This is a genomic window from Chelativorans sp. J32 (assembly GCF_000518985.1).
In the GTDB taxonomy this organism is placed as follows: Bacteria; Pseudomonadota; Alphaproteobacteria; order Rhizobiales; family Rhizobiaceae; genus Chelativorans.
The window spans coordinates 241500-260597 of the sequence record NZ_JAEQ01000002.1; the positions used below are offsets into that span (position 1 = coordinate 241500).

The 19098-nt window shown below is 60.9% G+C and carries 18 protein-coding genes; 10 read left to right on the forward strand and 8 right to left on the reverse strand.

Going from position 1 to position 19098, the window contains the following annotated elements; all coding sequences use genetic code 11:
- Positions 1-14: 14 nt before the first annotated feature.
- Complete coding sequence (locus tag CHEJ32_RS0104420) at positions 15-1265, reverse strand: Zn-dependent hydrolase (RefSeq protein WP_028032772.1); 1251 nt, start codon at positions 1263-1265, stop codon at positions 15-17.
- Between the two features lie 61 nt (positions 1266-1326).
- Positions 1327-2652 (reverse strand): aspartate aminotransferase family protein, encoded by a 1326-nt coding sequence (locus tag CHEJ32_RS0104425; protein ID WP_028032773.1) that lies wholly within the window; start codon positions 2650-2652, stop codon positions 1327-1329.
- Positions 2653-2872: 220 nt separating this feature from the next.
- Between CHEJ32_RS0104425 and CHEJ32_RS0104430 the strand changes: the two genes are divergently transcribed.
- Complete coding sequence (locus CHEJ32_RS0104430) at positions 2873-3487, forward strand: TetR family transcriptional regulator C-terminal domain-containing protein (RefSeq protein ID WP_028032774.1); 615 nt, start codon at positions 2873-2875, stop codon at positions 3485-3487.
- 791 nt (positions 3488-4278) lie between these two features.
- Positions 4279-4440, forward strand: a complete 162-nt coding sequence (locus CHEJ32_RS27020; protein ID WP_156936603.1) for a hypothetical protein — start codon at positions 4279-4281, stop codon at positions 4438-4440.
- A gap of 31 nt (positions 4441-4471) precedes the next feature.
- Here CHEJ32_RS27020 and CHEJ32_RS0104440 read toward each other — a convergent pair whose 3' ends face one another.
- Both CHEJ32_RS0104440 and CHEJ32_RS0104445 read right to left on the reverse strand, forming a co-directional pair.
- Complete coding sequence (locus CHEJ32_RS0104440) at positions 4472-5641, reverse strand: CaiB/BaiF CoA-transferase family protein (protein ID WP_028032775.1); 1170 nt, start codon at positions 5639-5641, stop codon at positions 4472-4474.
- A 75-nt stretch (positions 5642-5716) separates the two neighbouring features.
- The gene (locus tag CHEJ32_RS0104445; protein ID WP_028032776.1) at positions 5717-6646 is read right to left on the reverse strand and encodes an alpha/beta fold hydrolase; all 930 of its coding nucleotides are present in this window, start codon (positions 6644-6646) and stop codon (positions 5717-5719) included.
- Between the two features lie 178 nt (positions 6647-6824).
- Between CHEJ32_RS0104445 and ettA the strand changes: the two genes are divergently transcribed.
- The 4 genes from ettA (at position 6825) to CHEJ32_RS0104465 (ending at position 10951) form a co-directional block, all read left to right on the forward strand.
- Positions 6825-8474 (forward strand): energy-dependent translational throttle protein EttA, encoded by a 1650-nt coding sequence (gene ettA, locus CHEJ32_RS0104450; protein WP_028032777.1) that lies wholly within the window; start codon positions 6825-6827, stop codon positions 8472-8474.
- A 173-nt stretch (positions 8475-8647) separates the two neighbouring features.
- A complete protein-coding gene (locus CHEJ32_RS0104455; protein WP_028032778.1) occupies positions 8648-9025 on the forward strand; it encodes a response regulator in 378 nt (125 codons plus the stop codon).
- Positions 9026-9137: 112 nt separating this feature from the next.
- The gene (locus CHEJ32_RS0104460; protein ID WP_084032685.1) at positions 9138-10322 is read left to right on the forward strand and encodes a beta-ketoacyl-ACP synthase III; all 1185 of its coding nucleotides are present in this window, start codon (positions 9138-9140) and stop codon (positions 10320-10322) included.
- 62 nt (positions 10323-10384) lie between these two features.
- Entirely contained in the window at positions 10385-10951 is a 567-nt protein-coding gene (locus CHEJ32_RS0104465) for an MOSC domain-containing protein (protein WP_051469476.1), read from the forward strand.
- Between the two features lie 3 nt (positions 10952-10954).
- Here CHEJ32_RS0104465 and CHEJ32_RS0104470 read toward each other — a convergent pair whose 3' ends face one another.
- The gene (locus CHEJ32_RS0104470; RefSeq protein WP_028032781.1) at positions 10955-11269 is read right to left on the reverse strand and encodes a DUF2293 domain-containing protein; all 315 of its coding nucleotides are present in this window, start codon (positions 11267-11269) and stop codon (positions 10955-10957) included.
- Positions 11270-11437: 168 nt separating this feature from the next.
- On the opposite strand from CHEJ32_RS0104470, the gene CHEJ32_RS0104475 reads away from it, so the two are divergent.
- Positions 11438-12448, forward strand: coding sequence for a metalloregulator ArsR/SmtB family transcription factor (locus CHEJ32_RS0104475; protein ID WP_198023819.1), 1011 nt, complete (start codon positions 11438-11440; stop codon positions 12446-12448).
- Entirely contained in the window at positions 12448-13362 is a 915-nt protein-coding gene (metF, locus tag CHEJ32_RS0104480; RefSeq protein ID WP_028032783.1) for a methylenetetrahydrofolate reductase [NAD(P)H], read from the forward strand. Before CHEJ32_RS0104475 ends, metF begins: the two co-directional genes overlap by 1 nt.
- A gap of 486 nt (positions 13363-13848) precedes the next feature.
- On the opposite strand, the gene CHEJ32_RS0104490 is transcribed toward metF, so the two are convergent.
- Positions 13849-14076, reverse strand: coding sequence for a hypothetical protein (locus CHEJ32_RS0104490; RefSeq protein ID WP_156936604.1), 228 nt, complete (start codon positions 14074-14076; stop codon positions 13849-13851).
- Between the two features lie 177 nt (positions 14077-14253).
- Between CHEJ32_RS0104490 and CHEJ32_RS0104495 the strand changes: the two genes are divergently transcribed.
- Positions 14254-15474, forward strand: coding sequence for an alanine racemase (locus CHEJ32_RS0104495; RefSeq protein ID WP_028032785.1), 1221 nt, complete (start codon positions 14254-14256; stop codon positions 15472-15474).
- 133 nt (positions 15475-15607) lie between these two features.
- Here the strand turns inward: CHEJ32_RS0104495 and CHEJ32_RS0104500 are convergent, their stop codons facing one another.
- Both CHEJ32_RS0104500 and CHEJ32_RS0104505 read right to left on the reverse strand, forming a co-directional pair.
- Entirely contained in the window at positions 15608-16792 is a 1185-nt protein-coding gene (locus CHEJ32_RS0104500; RefSeq protein ID WP_028032786.1) for a lytic murein transglycosylase, read from the reverse strand.
- A gap of 27 nt (positions 16793-16819) precedes the next feature.
- Entirely contained in the window at positions 16820-17611 is a 792-nt protein-coding gene (locus tag CHEJ32_RS0104505) for a GH25 family lysozyme (protein WP_028032787.1), read from the reverse strand.
- A gap of 60 nt (positions 17612-17671) precedes the next feature.
- Between CHEJ32_RS0104505 and CHEJ32_RS0104510 the strand changes: the two genes are divergently transcribed.
- The gene (locus tag CHEJ32_RS0104510; RefSeq protein ID WP_028032788.1) at positions 17672-19081 is read left to right on the forward strand and encodes a serine hydrolase; all 1410 of its coding nucleotides are present in this window, start codon (positions 17672-17674) and stop codon (positions 19079-19081) included.
- Positions 19082-19098 lie beyond the last annotated feature (17 nt).

Sequence of the window (19098 nt, forward strand, 5' to 3'; positions counted from 1 at the left end):
GCTTGCCGTTCCCGTTACTCTACGATTTCGGCTGTTTCCACCACGGCATGGAAAAGCACGTCGCAGCCGGCCTGCGCCCATTCCTTGGTGATCATCTCGGCCTCATTGTGGGAGAGCCCGTCAACGCAGGGGCACATGACCATGGCCGTGGGCGCCACGCGATTGATCCAGCAGGCGTCGTGCCCGGCACCCGAGACGATGTCCCGATTCGTATAGCCGAGCCGCTCGGCTGCATTGCGGATCGCCTGCACGCAGCTCTTGTCGAACGTGACGGGATCGAAATGGCCGACCTGCTCGATCTCGTATGAGATATCCATCGCGTCGCAGATGGTCTCGATGCCCTGCCTGATGCGTGTATCCATCATGTCGAGCACCTTCTTGTCCGGCGAGCGGATGTCGATGGTGAAAACCGTTTGGCCGGGGATGATGTTGCGCGAATTCGGATAGACCTCCATGTGGCCGATGGCGCCCACCGCATGCGGCTGGTAGTCCATCGCCACTTCGTGAACCAGCTCGATCACGCGGGCCATACCGAGCCCGGCATTTCGCCGCTTGGGCATGGGTGTGGAGCCCGTATGGGCCTCCCGGCCATTGAGCGTCACCTGCAGCCATTTAAGCCCCTGGCCATGGGTGACCACGCCGATATCGATGCCCTCGTCTTCCAGGATCGGGCCTTGCTCGATATGGAGTTCGAAAAAGGCCTTCATCTTGCGCTGACCGACCGGCTCCTCGCCTTTCCAGCCGATGCGCTCCAGCTCGTCGCCGAAGCGCTTGCCGTCTTTATCCTTCCGGTCATAGGCCCATTCGAGGTCGTGTATGCCGGCGAAGACACCGGAGGCGAGCATGGCCGGGGCGAAGCGCGTGCCTTCCTCGTTCGTCCAGTTGGTGACGACGATCGGATGTTTCGTCTTGATGCCCAGGTCGTTGAGCGTCCGGACGACCTCCAACCCGCCGAGCACGCCAAGGACGCCGTCATATCGACCACCCGTCGGCTGGGTGTCGAGATGGGAGCCGACATAGACGGGCAGGGCATCGGGATCGGTTCCCGGGCGCATCGCGAATATCGTGCCCATGGCGTCGACGGAGACGGTCATGCCCGCCTCCTCGCACCATTTTCTGAAGAGATGGCGGCCTTCGCCATCTTCGTCGGTCAGCGTCTGGCGATTGCTGCCGCCAGCAATGCCCGGACCGATCTGCGCCATTTCATGAATGGAATCCCAGAGGCGATCCGCATTGATCCTGAGATTTTCACCGGGTGCCGCCATTCGTCCGCCCTTTTGTTCTTTTTCCTCAGCCGAAGGCCGGCCAAAGGGCCGGCCGCTGAAATCAATCCACCGCCCGCAGCACATCCCTTACGTGATCTATGATCTCGTCGATCTGGCCCTTGGTGATGATGAGTGGGGGCGAAAGGGCGATGATATCGCCCGTCGTGCGCATCAAGAGGCCATTTTCGAAGGCCTTCAGGAATGCGGAAAAGGCGCGCTTCGTAGGCTGGCCGGGGATAGGCTCCAGTTCGATGGCGCCCACAAGGCCGATATTGCGGATGTCGATCACATGCGGTTCGCCCTTGAGCGAATGCAGCGCATCCTCCCAGTACTGGCCCAGCTCCTCGCCGCGCGTGAGCAGGCCTTCCTCCTTATAGGTCTCCAGCGTCGCCAGACCGGCGGCGCAGGCGACCGGATTGCCGGAATAGGTGTAGCCGTGGAAGAACTCGATCATATGGTCCGGGCCGGACATGAAGGCGTCGTGAATTTCCTTCTTCACGAACACCGCGCCCATGGGGATCACGCCATTGGTGACGCCCTTGGCGGTCGTCATGATATCCGGCACCACGCCGAAGTAATCGGCTGCAAATGGCGTTCCAAGCCGACCGAAGCCGGTAATCACTTCGTCGAAAATAAGAAGAATGCCGTGCTTGTCGCAGATTTCGCGCAGCCGTTTCAAATAGCCCTTGGGCGGCAGGATGACGCCGGCGGAGCCCGCCACTGGCTCGACAATGACGGCGGCGATCGTGGAGGCATCATGAAGCGCCACGATCCGCTCCAGCTCATTGGCAAGCTCGATCCCGTGCTCCGGCTCACCGCGCGAGAAGGCGTTTTTCTCCGGCAGGTGGGTATGGGGGAGGTGGTCGACGCCGGCCAGAAGGGTGCCGAACATCTTCCGGTTGTTCACGATGCCGCCTACGGAGATTCCGCCGAAATTCACGCCGTGATAGCCGCGCTCCCGGCCGATGAGACGCGTGCGCGCGCCATCGCCTTTCACGCGGTGATAGGCGAGCGCCATTTTCAACGCCGTCTCGACCGATTCCGAACCGGAATTGGTGAAGAAGACATGATCCATACCCTCGGGCGCGATATCGACCAGGCGGCTCGCGAATTCGAACACGATCGGGTGGCCCATCTGGAAGGCCGGTGCATAGTCGAGTTCGCCCGCCTGATGCCTGATCGCTTCCGTGATCTTCGGCCGGCAGTGGCCGGCATTCACGCACCACAGTCCGGCAGTCCCGTCGAGCAGCTTGCGACCGTCAGCGGTCGTATAATGCATGTCCTTGGCCGAGACGAGCATGCGCGGCGCCTGCTTGAACTGCCGGTTTGCCGTAAACGGCATCCAGAACGCGCTGAGATCGTTTGGCCTCGTGGGTCGCTCAAGCATCGCCAAGCCTCCTTTTAACCCCTCTTCGTCCCGGTCAAGCTTGGTATTTCAAAAGAAAAATGATACGCAATTTTTTGACCGTTTGGACAAACGTTAACACCGCCGATAAGGCGGTCAAGGGCATTGTACGGATTTGCACTTGCCCCCGCGCGCGCCAGTCTGCCAGATGCGCTGTGCCAGAGGGGAAGTTTGACGGCCGATGCCCGGGGCAGGCGAAATCATGGACAATCCCGCCAAGCCAAAACGCACGCGCATCCAGCGCGAAAGACGCGAGCTCATCCAGGAGGCGGCCCTGGAAGTTTTTTCACAGCACGGTTTTCGCGGCTCGACCATCGATCAGATCGCGGAGGCCGCCGGTATGTCGAAGCCGAATCTGCTCTATTATTTCAAGAGCAAGGAAGCGATTTTCGTCGCGCTGATCGATCGGTTGATGGAGGCTTGGTTGGCGCCTCTGCGTGAAATGGACCAGGACGGCGACCCAGCGACCGAAATACGCTCCTATATCCGGCGGAAGATGGAGATGGCGCGGGATTTCCCTCGCGAAAGCCGGCTGTTCGCGAACGAGATCCTGCAGGGCGCGCCACGCGTCATGCCGCTTCTACAGGGCGAACTGAAGGATCTGGTCGACGAGAAGGCGAAGATCATCAAGGAATGGATGCGGCAGGGCAGGCTCAAGGGCGCCGACCCCTACCACTTCATCTTCGCTATTTGGGCCACCACCCAGCATTATGCCGATTTCGACGTGCAGGTGCGGGCAGTGCTCGGTCCCGAACGGGGCGGAGAAGGGCGCTTCGAGGATGCCGCCGCTTTCCTAGAGAAGCTGTTTCTGGGATGATCTCTGCACTCTTTCCAAGAAGAGGGTAGATTTTTAAGCGACAGGGAAATCTCATTGCGTCAAAAGCTTTTGTGATTTCCAGCTGTTGATGAAACCCGCATTTAGACGGGTTTTTTCCCCGGGGATCTTTGTCCCTGCTCGTTCCAGGCGCCCCATCATTCGCCCGTGTTGTCTCGGGAGTCGGGGATGGATTTTGATAGGCTTAAAAGCAAACAAAGCACGTATATCATTTCAATTCGCCAGTGCGGACTCCTGATGCGTGCCTATACAGCCCAGCTTCTTCTGGAGGACGTGCGACTTCAGTCCGGCTCCACCGCGCATACCGCGCGGCCATCGATATAGCGGCCCCAAAGCCGGGCCTAGCCTGGAGGTCATCTGCGGCCGAGAGCAGGCCGTGGTTAATTCACATCGGTCAAGAGATCGAACCGCCTACCGCTCCGGCTGAACGACCTGGAACAGCTGCCGAACGGAATAGAATAGCCTGGCAGATCGCGCGATACCTCAAGCGCTTGCCTCCCATCCGCCGAGCGATCTTTCTCGCATCCTGCGAAGGCGACGCTGGCATCGAACCAAACGAAAGCGATTGCAGTGTCAAGCCCATGGTCCGCAGGCGACGCCGGAATGTTACTGTGGACGTTCGATGAAGGGATTTTCAGACCAACCTGATATAATCTCCGGCGGAGAGGGCAGGCGGTTTCTGCCGTCTACCTCCTCCCCTGATCTGCTGCAGTATCCAGGCTATATGGTTGCAAACCCCTTACATCTCGTCGCTTCGCCCTAATTCCCGACACATGAGCGATCAATCTTCCGCCATGGCTCTTGGTATGGCGCTCGGCATCGGAGTGGGCGCGGCTATAGGCGCGGCGATCGACAATGTTTCGGTGGGAATAGCGGTCGGAGTTGCGCTCGGGGCGGCCGTCGGTGCGGCCTATCACGCGAGAAAAGGCGAGTAGGCGGTCTTCCCGGTTCGACCTGCTTCCGCTGTCAACTCTCTCCCAATTCGCGCAGAATTTCTTCGGTGTGCTCGCCAAGGCGTGGGCTCGGGCGCGTGTAGGTGAGCGGGGTTTCGGACATGACCATCGGGGCGCGTACGGAAGGAAGCGTGTTGCCCCGCCCGTCGTCAAGGCCGAGCCTCATGCCGCGCGCGATTGTCTGTGGGTCGGCGAACATTTCGGCAATGGTGTTGATCGGGCTTGCCGGGACGCCGGCTTCCTCGAGCTTTTTCAGGAGAAGATCGCGGGCGAAGGTTTTCAGCACCGGGACGATCTGCGTCCGCAGCTTCCCGCGGTTGGCGACGCGCGCGGCGTTGGTCGCGAAATCGGGGTCCGAAGGCAGGTCCTCTCGACCGATTACGCCGCAAAAACGGGCAAACTGTCCATCATTGCCGACAGCCAGGATAAAATGTCCGTCTTCGACTTCGAACACCTCATAGGGGCAGATGTTCGGGTGGGCATTGCCCATGCGCGTCGGCGCCGCGCCGGAAGCCAGGAAATTGAGGTTCTGATTGGCAAGCACGGAGATCTGGGCGTCATAGAGTGCCATGTCGATGTGTTGTCCTTCGCCGGTCCTTTCCGCGTGCCGGAGCGCGGCCTGGATGGCGATGACAGAATAAAGACCGGTGAAAATGTCGGTGACCGCCACCCCCACTTTCTGCGGCTCGCCGTCCACGGCGCCGGTGATGGACATCAGGCCTGACATGCCCTGGATGATGAAATCGTAGCCGGCGCGCGGAGCGTAGGGCCCGTCCTGCCCGAAACCGGTGATGGAGCAGTAGACGAGGCGGGGATTGACCGCCTTCACGCTTTCATAATCGAGGCCGTATTTTTTCAAGCCGCCAAGCTTGAAGTTCTCGATCAGCACATCGGCGGAGGCGATCAACTTCAGAAGAACCGTGCGATCCTTCTCTTTCGCGAAATCGAGGGCGATAGAGCGCTTGCCCCGGTTGCAGGCGTGGAAATAGGCGGCGGAGAGGTTCTCGCCATCCTTTCCGGTCACGAACGGCGGCCCCCACTTGCGCGTGTCGTCCCCGCCATCGGGATTTTCGACTTTGATGACGTCTGCGCCGAGATCGGCGAGAAGCTGGCCCGCCCAGGGGCCGGCGAGAATACGGGCAAGTTCGATGACGCGAATGCCTTTGAGCGGCGGTTGTGCCATGGTGGTCGTGGCCTTTCTGTTTTCAGCGCTGCCTAGCAGATGTTGGCGCGGACCGCCACTTGCCTGGGCTGGTTCTCACCGCAGGGCTCTTTTGGCCCAATGGACGAAATCACTCATGATCAGGCTTCGATTCAACTCGTTGAGAGATTCGTGCCGGTTCTCCGGGTAGATCCTTGTTTCCAGATTCGAAAAGCCGTTCCGGCGCAGCCGTCGTTCCAGCCGCAGAAGGGTAGCTCCGCCATTGGTAGAGGGGTCTGCGCCCCCTCCGACGAGTTGAATAGGGAGGGATCGGGGTATCGACACGAGGGTTCGCTCATCGATACCCATCAGGTTGAAATCGAAGACGGCGCGCCACAGGCCCACGGATGCATTCCAGCCGCAGAATGTGTCGGCGATGTAACGATCGACCTCTTCGGCATCGCGCGACAACCAGTCGAATGACGTCCGTGCTTCCGGAATGGCCCTGGCCCAGGCCTGGAAGGTGAGGCGGGGCAGAATGCGCGAGGGTATGTCGGAGCCGAGGCGGAAGCGTTCCCAGGCGAGAAGGGCTTTGGCGGCGCGCGCTTCGATGCGCGTTCCAAGCGGCATGTTCCACAGCGCCGCCCCATGAACCCGTCCCGCGTGCCAGCTGAGAAAGGCAAGACCGATCATTGCACCCATAGAGTGGCCGAAAAGGATCAAGGGAAGGCCGGGATGATCGACCGCGATACGCTCATGAACCGCGAGCACATCGGCCAGCATCGTTTCCGCGGAAGCCTCCGCGCCAAAGTGGCCGGGCGGCGTTCCGGCTGCGTTCGAATGACCGTGGCCGCGATGATCATGGGCATAGACGTGAAAGCCGCGCTCTGAGAGAAAGGCGGCGAACCGGGCATAACGGCCAGCATGCTCGGCAAGGCCATGGTTGATTTGTACGATGCCGACCGGATTGGCCTTTGCGCGGCTGATATAGAGGCGCAATCGTGACCCGGATGCGGTCTTGAGAGTCGTTGCAGTTTCGAATGCCACATTGCTCCCCGGACACACTTGGCCTACATACGCGGCAACCTTTTGATCGAGTGAATAGTGAATGGTCAATGGTGAATGGTTCCGGCGAGGCTTCGCCCTGATTGGCTTCCCCGCCGGCCGCTTCCATTCACCATTCACTATTGACCACTCACCTTATCCACGGAGCAGTTTCGCCCCCATGGCACGTCAGTTCATTTACCACATGGCCGGCCTCAGCAAGGCCTACGGAGCCAAGAAGGTTCTCGATAACGTCCATCTGTCCTTCTATCCGGATGCCAAGATCGGTATTCTCGGCCCGAACGGCGCCGGTAAATCCACGGTGCTGCGCATCATGGCGGGCCTCGACAAGGAATATACCGGCGAGGCCTGGCTGGCGGAGGGCGCCACCTGCGGATACCTGCCGCAGGAACCGCAGCTCGATCCCGCACTCGACGTGCTGGGCAATGTCATGGAAGGCGTGGCGGCAAAGAAGGCGATCCTCGACCGCTACAACGATCTCATGATGAACTATTCCGACGAGACGGCGGACGAGGCTGCCAAGCTCCAGGACCAGATCGACAGCCAGAACTTGTGGGATCTCGATTCCCAGGTGGAAATGGCCATGGAGGCTCTGCGTTGCCCTCCGGGTGATGCGGATGTGACGAAGCTTTCCGGCGGTGAAAAGCGCCGCGTCGCACTTTGCCAACTCCTGCTACGCCAGCCCGACCTTCTCCTTCTCGACGAGCCCACCAACCATCTCGACGCCGAGACAACCGCATGGCTTGAAAAGCACCTGCGCGAATATCCCGGTGCGGTGCTCATCATCACCCACGACCGCTATTTCCTTGACAATGTCACGGGTTGGATCCTCGAGCTCGATCGCGGCCGCGGCATTCCCTATGAGGGCAACTACTCCGCCTATCTGGAAGCCAAGGCCAAGCGCATGGCGCAGGAGGGGCGCGAGGAGGCTGCGCGCCAGAAGGCGCTTGCGCGCGAGCGCGAGTGGATCGCGGCGAGCCCCAAGGCCAGGCAGGCAAAGAGCAAGGCCCGTATCCGCGCCTATGACGAACTCGTCAACGCTGCCAACGACCGGCGTCCGGGCGAAGCGCAGATCATCATCCCGGCCGGCGAGCGGCTCGGCAATGTAGTGATCGAGGTCGAAGGAGTATCGAAGGGCTATGGCGACCGGCTGCTCATCGATGATCTCACCTTCAAGCTGCCTCCCGGCGGAATTGTCGGCGTCATCGGCCCGAACGGTGCCGGCAAGACCACCCTTTTCCGCATGATCACCGGCCAGGAACAGCCCGACCAAGGTGCGATCCGCATCGGCGATACCGTGAAGCTCGGCTATGTCGACCAGAGCCGCGATACGCTCGATCCGAACAAGACGGTCTGGGAAGAGATCTCCGGAGGAAATGACGTCATCAAGCTCGGCAAGCACGAGGTGAACAGTCGCGCCTACTGCTCTTCCTTCAACTTTAAGGGCGGTGATCAGCAGCAGAAGGTCGGCACTCTTTCGGGCGGCCAGCGCAACCGCGTGCATCTGGCCAAGCTGCTCAAGGACGGCGGCAACGTCATCCTGCTCGACGAACCCACCAACGACCTCGATACCGAAACGCTTGCAGCGCTCGAGGATGCGCTGGAAAACTTTGCCGGCTGCGCCGTCATCATCTCGCACGACCGCATGTTCCTCGACCGGCTCGCCACGCATATCCTCGCTTTCGAGGGCGACAGCCATGTCGAATGGTTCGAGGGCAATTTCGAGGAATACGAGGCGGACAAGGTGCGCCGGCTGGGCCCCGACAGCGTCAATCCGAAGCGGGTCACCTATAAGCGACTGACGCGTTAGCGGATTTCATGAAGGAAAGGGCAGAATTGCGGGAACTTAAGGCCCCTGTCTGCGTTTGCGTATTTAATAGCCGGAGGGCCGGGACGTATCTATGAGCAATTCTTTGTATTCAGCTAAAGCTGCAGCCTTGTTTTCTTCGGCTGCGGCTCCTTCCTTCATGGCGATCCAGACCCATGTCTATTGATTCAAAGAACCTCCAGGGCCTGCGAATTTTCGTTGTCGAAGACGAGGCCTTGGTGGCGATGAATCTTGAGATGATCCTGGAGGATCTGGGATGCGCAGTGGTCGGTCCGGCAATGCGGTTCGACCGCGCCGAGGCAATGGTTGAAGGCGATCTGGCTGCCGATCTGGCGATCCTGGACGTCAATGTCGGCGGTAAGCAGGTCTTTCCCCTGGCCCACAGGCTTGTGGAGAAGATGCCGATTGTCTTTGCCACGGGCTATGACCGGACGGGAATCCCGTCCGAATGGCATGGCCGGCCGATGCTGCAGAAACCTTACACAAGTGATGAAGTCGCGCGGGTACTTTCGCAGGCGTTAGGGGATAACTAAGCCTGGCGGTGAATGAGAGCCGCAAATTAACCCTATTCGCATCCCTTTGCTCTATACATTGTAGGGACAAGACGGGGCTGAGACCGGCTCCGGAGCGCAGGGCATATGAATGATGCTACGCCGGATCAGCGGGCAGGGCACGGGGGAGTTCGATCTGGCCCGGAAACGGGAGACGGCGGACCGCCTTTGCCTTTCAGGCCTGGGCGTAGAAATCCCCGCGGCCGTGATCTCAAACGAAGATCTCGTAGACAGCTTCAACCGGTGGGTCGATCAGGAGAACCGTGCCCGTGCCGCACGAGGCGAAGAGCCTTTGCAGCACTCCGATGCGGAGTTCATCCTGCACGCGTCCGGCATCAGGCAGCGCCATGTCTATGAACGGGAGGGAATCCTGGACCCGCAGCGGATGGCGCCCTTCATTCCGCAACGTGGCGACGATGAACTGTCGGTGATGGCTGAGTTCGGGCTTAAAGCCGCGCGCAAGGCGCTCGATCACGCGAGGCTGTCGCCGCGCGATATCGACCTCGTCATCTGCTCTGCTGCGCATCACCAACGCCCTTATCCTGCGGTCGCCATCGAGATCCAGCAGGCCCTGGGGGCGGAGGGTGCTGCCTTCGACATGGGGCTTGGCTGCTCCTCGGCACTTGCCGGCCTCCATATGGCCACAAACCTGGTGAGGGCGGGTGCGCACAGGCGCGTCCTGGTGGTGACGCCTGAACTGATCACGGCACATCTCAATTTCCGCGACCGGCAGACGCATTTCATCTTCGGCGACGCGGCCGTGGCCATGGTCGTGGAGGGCATGGCCTCGGGCAGCAGCTATCCTGGTCGATTCGAGCTGATCGATACGCGGCTCTGGACCCAGTTATCGAGCAATATTCGTTCGAATTTCGGCTTTCTCAGCCGCCTTTCCCAAGAGGACCCCTACAACTTCTCTATGGAAGGCCAACTTATCAAGCAGGTGGGAAGCAAGGTGTTCAAGGAAGTCACGGTGGCTGGCCATCAGTTCATCGTGGACTTCCTGGCCGAATACGGGCATACGCCCGGCACGATGCGGCGCTTCTGGCTACATCAGGCGAATGCACGCATGAACAGGATGATCCTGAAGCTCGCCTTCGGCGAAGAAGTTGGGCAGGATCGTGCGCCCACGGTTCTGGAGCGCCTTGGCAACACCGCAGCTGCCGGTGCGATCATCGCGCTGGCGGAAAACCATGAGGATTTGGAACGCGGCGAATTCGGCCTTCTCTGCGCCTTCGGAGCCGGCTATTCCATCGGCGGCGCTCTCTTGAGGATGATGTGAAAAACATTGCCCGGCATGAGGCGGCGACAGCCCTTTCGTCCGACCTTCAGATCATACCGGCCATGAAACGGTCCGGCCGTGTGGCAGGCGTCTATATTGCCGGCGGGGATAATTTTCAGACGAGCGCCGTGGACGTAATGCCGCTCACTTTCGCAGGCATTGAGGGCGACCATCATTGCGGGATCACGAGACGCTCCGGTGGGCGGGAGCCCTGGTACCGGCGCGGGACGGAAATCCGCAACGAGCGGCAACTCAGTATCGTGGCTCCCGATGAACTGGCGGAGATCGCCGCGGCGATGGAAATCTCCGAAGTGCGGCCGGAATGGATAGGCGGGAACCTTCTGATCGAGGGTGTGCCGCGCCTTTCGATGCTGCCTGCGGGAACACTGCTTTTCTTCGAGGGCGGAGCCACGCTCAAGGTCGATTTCCAGAATGGACCATGTCGCCTTTCTGGGCGGTCCGTCGCGCGCAATGCGGGCTTGGCCGATATCGAGGGCGCCGCGCTCCTTTTTGCCAAGACCGCCAAGCGGCTTCGCGGTCTCGTCGCCTGGGTGGAGAAGCCGGGCCGGATCACGGCAGGCGAGGCCGTGTCCCTGCGCATCCCGGAACAGTGGATCTACCAGCCGTAACGCCTATTCATCCTCTTCGTCAGGCTCGAGCAGGCGTGTCGCGCGCCATTGGGTCAGCACCCCGTTGATCTGGTCCACCACGAAGAAGCGCGCGGAATCGCGGTCATAGCCTTCGGCGAGAAGTTGATCGTAATCGGTGTGCTCGTGGCGGACATGCGTGATCGTGGCAAGCCACACAGCCACCGAGGCGGGCAAGAAGCGGAGCTTGCGGTCATTTGCAAGCGCACGGATCTTTTCCGTATCCGCGTATGGCGCCTGCGGCAGAAGCGCGGTCAGCGCCTTGTTCACGGAGCGCTGGCGCGCGGTAGAGACCTTCATGCCCTTCCTCCTGCCTGTGGAATATAGGAGGCAATAGGCCACCTGAAGGGCCAAGGCGGGAGCGCGGCTCGATGTTCACCGAAATCTCGGCTGGAAGCATGAGGAAGGCTTGTCAAAATGGGCCGCGTCATATAAACATATCTTTATATGTTTCTGGAGTGAATGATGCTGAAGCGCCCGAGAATTCGGCTCGACGTGATGGTCGATATCCTGAAGGCTGCCGCCGAGCCCAGCCGGCTGCGCATTCTGGTGTTGCTCTCCTATGCAGACCTCACCGTTTCGGATCTCACCGAGATATTGAACCAGTCCCAACCCAGGGTTTCGCGCCACCTGAAGCTCCTCCTCGAAGCTGATCTGATCGCACGCTATCAAGAAGGCTCCTGGGCCTTCTTCCGCCTTTCGGACGCCGAGGCGGCGCGGGAATTCATCGACGGCGTGGTCGGGCGTGTCGATCGTGCGGATCCCGTGGCCGGCCGTGATTTGGAACGGCTGGAAGCTATCAAGCGGCGGCGGCAGGAAAGGGCGGCCGAGTATTTCCGCAAGAACGCGGCGAGCTGGGATCAGATACGTTCCCTCCACGTAGCGGATACAGCCGTGGAAGCAGGGCTTAGGGCTCTGGTCGGGGAAAAGAGCTTCCAATCCATGGTCGACCTCGGCACGGGGACGGGCCGGTTGCTCGAACTCTTTTCGCCCCTTTATCGCCGCGGAGTTGGTGTCGACCTCTCCCGCGAGATGCTTGCCGTCGCGCGGGCCAATCTGGAGCGGGCGGGCGTCGCCCATGCCCAGGTTCGGCAGGGGGACATCTATGCGCCGCCGGTGGAGCGTGATGCGCACGACCTCGTGACAATCCACCAGGTGCTCCACTATCTGGAGGATCCTGCCGCGGCGATCCGCGAAGCGGCTCGGCTTCTCAGGCCCGGCGGCCGGCTGGTCATCGTCGATTTCGCTCCGCACAACCTGGATTTCCTGCGCGATGAACATGCGCATCTGAGGCTCGGCTTTGCCGACCGGCAAATCGCCGAATGGCTTTCCGAAGCCGAGCTTGATCTGGAAGCCACCCGCAGCTTTGCGCCTGAGAATGGCGGCGAGGGAGGACTGACGGTCAAGGTCTGGCTCGCGCAGGATCGGCGCATCGCGATGGCATCTGAACAAATTTCCGCGCACAAGGAGCTGGCATAATGACAAACTACCGATTTGCGCGGCAGGCCGACGCGGCCGAGAAGATTCGCGTCTCCTTCGAGTTCTTCCCGCCCAAGACCGACGAGTTGGCGGGCAAGCTGTGGGAAACGGTGGAGCGGCTCGCGCCGCTCAAGCCTGCCTTTGTGTCGGTGACCTATGGTGCGGGCGGCTCCACGCGAGAGCGCACCGCGCATACGGTTCGCCGAATCCTGGGTGAGACCGAGCTGATGCCGGCAGCCCATCTTACCTGCGTGGACGCTTCGCGGGAGCAGGTGGATACCGTCATCGCGGAATTCGCAGACATGGGCGTAAAACGCTTCGTCGCCCTTCGTGGAGATCCTGTGGAGGGCGTCGGCGCCGCCTATCGTCCCTATCCGAACGGCTATATCAACGGAGCCGATCTCGTCGGTGCGCTTGCACACCACGGCGATTTCGATATCTCCGTTTCCGCCTATCCCGAGAAGCATCCGGAAAGCCCGGATTTTGCTACCGACATCGACATGTTGAAGCGCAAGGTGGACAACGGCGCCACCCGCGCCATCACCCAGTTCTTTTTCGACAATGACGTCTACGAGCGTTATGTCGAGCGGGTGCGCCGTGCGGGCATCTATGTGCCCATCGTGCCCGGCATCCTGCCGGTTCACAACTTCTCCCAGGTGGTTCGTTTTGCCAGCCGCTGTGGCGCGCATGTGCCTGCCTGGTTGGCGGAGCGCTTTCGTGGCCTCGAAGGCGATCCCGCGACGCATCAGCTTGTGGCGGCTGCGGTTGCCGCCGAACAGGTGCTGGACCTGGTTGAGCGCGGCGTTACCGACTTTCATTTCTACACGATGAACCGGGCCGATCTTCCTTTTGCAATCTGCCACATGATTGGCATCAGGCCACCGGCGGAGAATGCGCAGCAGGCGGCTGCTTGAAAGGCAATGAACTGAAAAAGGCCGGGTTTTCACCCGGCCTTCCCGTCTGTTCAGCTTTGGCTCTTCGGCTGTAGCTGCTTACGGCAGGACCCCCATGATGAGCGCTCCGACAAATGCAAACGCCGCACAAATCACAAGCGCATTCAGTGGTCGCGTCAGTCCCATAAGCAAAGCCTCCTATGCTGACTGGAGGCTCGGATTCTAGAAATTAATGAAGCGTTGCCAAGTCCTTTAATTGCTGCAGTGCAGCGAAACTGTGGAATGGAATTCTAAAGAGGCGGCCAAAAGGCTTGATTTTCCTGGAAAATGCAGTCGCCTTCACAAAATATTTATAAGAATGATGGAGACGTGGCCTTTACAAATGTAAACGTTTGACGCTTCGAATCGGACGATTGGCGACAAGATGGAGGGACGCCGTTCAAGAGCAGCGGAAAGGCTGCCCGGGCGGCTTCTTCACGGGGGTGCCCCGTAACGGCTGAAAGAGGCTCAATCCCGAGGATCGTCCACGGCAGGGCCTTCTTCGACAGCAATCTTATAGTCCTTCTTGGAAACGGAGGCGCTGTCCATTTTGACGGTGATCTCCCCCCCGTGCCAATGACGACGTCGCCGGAGAGGTGCATCACGCTCATCGGTGTCGACTTCGAACTTATCGGCACTCACCTGCAGGTCGCCGAATGGCTCGGCGGCAAGAGCGAGGTCGTTTTGGGACAGCAAGGACGCTATAACCAGCTCCAAATTGCATAAAGTACCCGGCTTGGATCTCGCCGTTTCATGTCGAATTCTTGGTTGAGTTGGCGATGGAGGATACTTTGCCATCGTGGCGTCCCATGCAGTAAATGGGGTTGGCAGCGCCAAAGTCGATTTGGGTAACCTGCGCAGTGGAGGCCCGCCATGCAGCGATTTGAGACCGCGCGCGACGTCGCTCTCAACATGCGCCCTGACGAATCGGTCTATTGCTTCCGGCCGGAGGTTCTTAAAGCGGACGCCCGCCGCTTCATGAGCCTTTTCCCCGGCAAGACGGCCTATGCCGTCAAGACCAATGGCGAGCCGCTCGTCTTGAAGACACTCGCGGAGGCGGGTGTGACGGCATTCGATGTCGCTTCGCCGGCCGAATTCGCAGCGGTGCGTGCCGTGGCTCCCTCGGCGGAGATGCTCTACATGCATCCCATCAAGGCACAATCGGATATCCGCCTCGCGCTAGAGGGATATGGGATCCGCGTCATCGCGGTCGATCATGAAGACGAAGTGACGAAGCTCACCCGGGTCGTGCGCGCTCTCGATATCGATCCGGGCACGCTCACCGTCTTCGTGCGCATCCAGACCAAAGGCCACGCGGCTTATGAACTCTCGAAGAAGTTCGGCGCTGGGCCTGCCCATGCCGTGGAACTCCTGCAGCGTCTCCACCGCAACGGCTACAAGGTCAGCATATGCTTTCATGTCGGCAGCCAGATCGAGGATCCTGATGTCTACGAACGGGCGCTCGCCTCGTCCGATTGGGTGCGGAACCGGGCAGGCGTACCGCTGGCAGGCCTCGACATTGGCGGAGGATTTCCAGCCGAATATGGGCATGATCCCACCCGCAGAAAGCCAGAAATGCCATCCCTGGAGGAGCTGATGGGGAGGGTGAGGGCCGACATCGCCGAATGGGGCTTCGACGGAGTGCCCTTGGTGGCGGAGCCGGGCCGGGTTATCGTGGCGCGCGCGTTCTCGCTCCTCGTGCGCGTTCTCCTGCGCAAGGGCAGGCGGCTCTATATCAATGACGGGATCTGGGCCTCCCTGTCGGATTCATGGACCGGCAAGATAACGCTGCCGGCCCGTTTCATTCCCGATCCTGCCATCCGCACCCGCAACGGGAGTGCCGACAACATCGTGCCCTTCCGCGTATGCGGCGCCACCTGCGATTCCGTGGACATCCTCTCGCGGCCATTCTGGCTGCCTGAGACGGTGGATACCGGCGACTGGATCGAGATCGGCCATATCGGCGCCTATTCCATGGCGCTCAGAACCCGCTTCAACGGTTTCTACCCGGACGTCTTCGTCGAAGTCGAACAGCCCTTCGATGAGGGCAAGGCCCCCGAAGGGCTCGCGAGCCTCGAGACGATGGCCGATTGAGGCACGGGAAGAGCGTGGCGATAGGGGAATCAGGCCGTAGGCACGTCGAGCGGCGCGGAGACCCTGCCCGTCATTGTCCAGCCGGACACTCATCAATGGTTCTCTTCCTACCGCTCTGATGCCTTACCCCGCCTTACTCTCCCAGTCCGGTCAGCAGTGCGGGGGTAGGCCAACCATCCGCAGGTAGGCCCAGACGCAGCTGCTCCTGGCGAACCGCTTCGCGTGTATTGAAGCCGAGGATCCCGTCCACATCACCCACATCATAGCCGAGGGATTGAAGCCTCTGCTGCAGAACTTTGAGCATCTCCGGCTGCAATCCTTCCTCAGGATTGCGGGCATCGAAAGCCGGCGCCCCTGCGTAACGCGAGGCCAGATGGGCCGCGGTCAGCGTGTAGATCAGAGACTGGTTCCATTCGAGATAGATATCGAAATTGTCGTAGGCGAGAAAAGCAGGACCCTTGTGGCCCATGGGCAGCACCAGGCCCGCCATGAGGCCGTCCGAGGGCAGGGGGCTGCCATCATGATTGGTAACACCGAGCGCCGTCCACTGGGATCGCGGGATCTTGTTGACGCGGCCGGTTTCAGCCCAGTTCAGATTGTCCGGCACGCGCACTTCGTCCAGCCACGGCTCTCCGGGTTTCCAGCCGAGCTGGGCCAGCTTGTTGGCGGCGGTGAGGATCGCGTCGGGTGCGCTCCCCTTCAAATCAACGCGGCCGTCTCCGTCGCCATCCACGCCTTTTTCGAGGTAGTCGCTTGGGAGCACCTGCAATTGGCCGATCTCGCCGGCCCACGCGCCTGTGATATCCGTGGAAACGATTCCGCCATCGACGAGCTTCAGAAACGCGATCAGCTCGGGCCGGAACAGTTCCGGCCTGCGGCAGTCATGCGAAAGCGTCGCCAGCGCCTTGAGTGTGTTGAAGTCCCCCTGGACCGCGCCGAAATCCGTCTCCAAAGCCCAGAAGCCGGCAATCACCGGGCCGGGTACGCCATATTCGCGTTCCCCGCGGGCGAACACATCCGCATACTTCTGCAGATTGGCGGCGCCCCGTTGCATTCGGTCGCGGCTGATCATCCGGTTTGCGAATTCGCGGAAAGTCTGCGTGAAGACACGCTGGGAACGGTCGCGGTTGAGCACCTTCTGGTCGATTCCCGCACCTTCGAGCGCCGCGATCCCTGCTGGACCCACGCCCTGGCTTTGTGCCTCCGCCTCCACGCCCGCGCGCCACGTGGCGAAATCTCCTCCGCATTGCTGGGCGGTGGCCAGCGAAGGCAGCGACAGCGCAAGAACTGCTCCAAGCATGGTGGACTTCAATTGCATCTCTACTCCTCACCGAATGGGGCCGCTTCAACCGGCGTGCGCCTTGAGCCAGCCCTTCCAGGCTTCCGCATTGCCATGGAACACGTTGATGTCCGCGTTCCCTTTGATGCCGGGGAGAACCCCCGTTCCCGTATACTGCCAGAACACCCAGGGGTGGTCGTCGTATTTCCCGTCCGGGTGGCCGGCGACCGAGCGCAACCAGAACGGATAGCCCTTGAAGCGCCACAGGCCATTGTCGTCGAAGAAGTCGATAGATGTGTAAATAATAGGGCGTTTTCCGTAATGCCTTTCGATTATGTCTAGAAACACCTGCATTTCGGCGCGGACCGTCTCTGCAGGCGGCCGGAGCTTGCAGGAGGGCGAGAGATGGTTCCATTCCATGTCGAGCACCGGTGGCAGCGCCGATTTATCCCGTGGGACATGCCGGATGAACCAGCGTGCCTGCTCGACGGCCGGACGGCAGAAGTAGAAGAAATGATAGGCTCCGCGGGGAATGCCGGCTGCCTTCGCACCCTGCCAGTTCCGGTGGAACATTTCATCCAACCGGTCGCCGCCCTCTGTCGCCTTTATGAAGGCAAAGCGGATGCCGCCTTGCCGCAGCGCGTGCCAATCCACTTCGCCCTGATATTTTGAAACATCCGTGCCGTGGATGGGGTAGTGCCACGGCGCGTGGCCATCCCATTCATGCGGATTGTTGTCCGCGAAACGCGGACCTGCGGAACGGGTCGCAGCAGACGGCGCGAGGTCGGAGAAATCGTAGCTCACGGTGGAACAGCCGGCGAGCAGAAGCGACGTCAGCAAAAATGCCATCAGGCGCATGTTAGAGAGAGCCTCCCGCCGGGCGAATCGCTATCGTGATCTTTTTTTGTGGGATAAGTTATGCGGAGAACTCTTTCCATCGCCAAATGGCTGACGGGTTTCATCATCCTCGCCTTGGTCGCCGCTGCGGGCTGGCTCTGGTTTTCTCCACCTGAACTGATCCGCGTCGGCTCCAACTATGCCGCGAAGATCGTTTGCTCTAATGTCTTCCTGGCCGGCCGCGATCCGGCAGAGGTTCTCGATGAGGACGTGCAGGCGCCCGGCAATCCCCTGCTCAGGCTGATGCGCGTCGAGGTCGATACTGCTCATGCGATCGTGCGCACCGGCCTTTTCGGCTCGATGGGGAACGGACTTGCCCTTTATCGCGGGGCGACGGGATGCGCCGTCGTACCCGACGGAGATCTGGCCGCCGCGCGGGGGATCGTGATGGATGTGCCTGCTGCCGGCGGCAGCGAGGAGCTATGGCCGTTGGGTGACCGCGTCGAGCTTCCGGGCGATCCCGCCATCGCCGAGATCCTCGATGATCCCGGCATGACCGGTCCGGGCATGCGCGCCATTGTTGTCGTCCGAAACGGGCGCATCATGGGCGAGCGGTTAGGCCCGGGCGTCCAGAGCCCGGATCAGCCGCTTCTCGGCTGGTCGATGACGAAGACCGTGAATGCCGCCATTGTCGGCACATTGGCCGGGGCAGGGCGCCTTTCGGTCGATGAAGGCCATCTCCTTCCTCAATGGGCGGGCGACGGGCGCAACGAGATCACGCTTTCCCATCTGCTCGGGATGGAAAGCGGGCTCGCCTTCAACGAAAATTACGGCAATGTCAGCGATGTCACGCGCATGCTCTTCCTGGAGCCCGACATGGCAGGCTTTGCCGCCAACCAGCCGCTGCTTCACCGTCCCGGCACGCATTTCGCCTATTCCAGTGGAGCGAGCGTGATCGTCTCGCGTATCTGGCAGAACGTGTTCGAGGACCCGGAGGATGCACTTTTCTGGCCTCGTCAGGCGCTGTTCGAACCCCTCGGGATGCATACGGCCATCTACGAGACGGATGCGCGAGGCACTTTTGTCGGCTCGTCCTATGTCTACGCTTCCGCACGTGACTGGGCCCGCTTCGGACAGCTCCTGCTCCAGGACGGTGTATGGAACGGGCGGCGCATCCTGCCGGAAGGCTGGGCCGAATGGATGCGGAGGCCGACCGAGGCTTCAGGGGGTGAATATGGCCGCGGCATCTGGCTCCACGGACCACGGGTGGGGTTCTCGCGCAATCCAGATCCCGATGCCGGTTTCGACCTGCCCGACGACGCTTATTGGCTGATTGGCCATGACGGCCAGACGGTCACGATCATCCCTTCGCGCCAACTCGTCGTGGTGCGCATGGGGCTTACGCCGAACAAGCTCGCCTACAAGCCCCAGGCATTGGTGGAGGCAGTGGTCAGGGCGTTGGATGCGCAAGGGAGCGTGGCAGGGGAGTAGCGACGATCGTCTTCGGG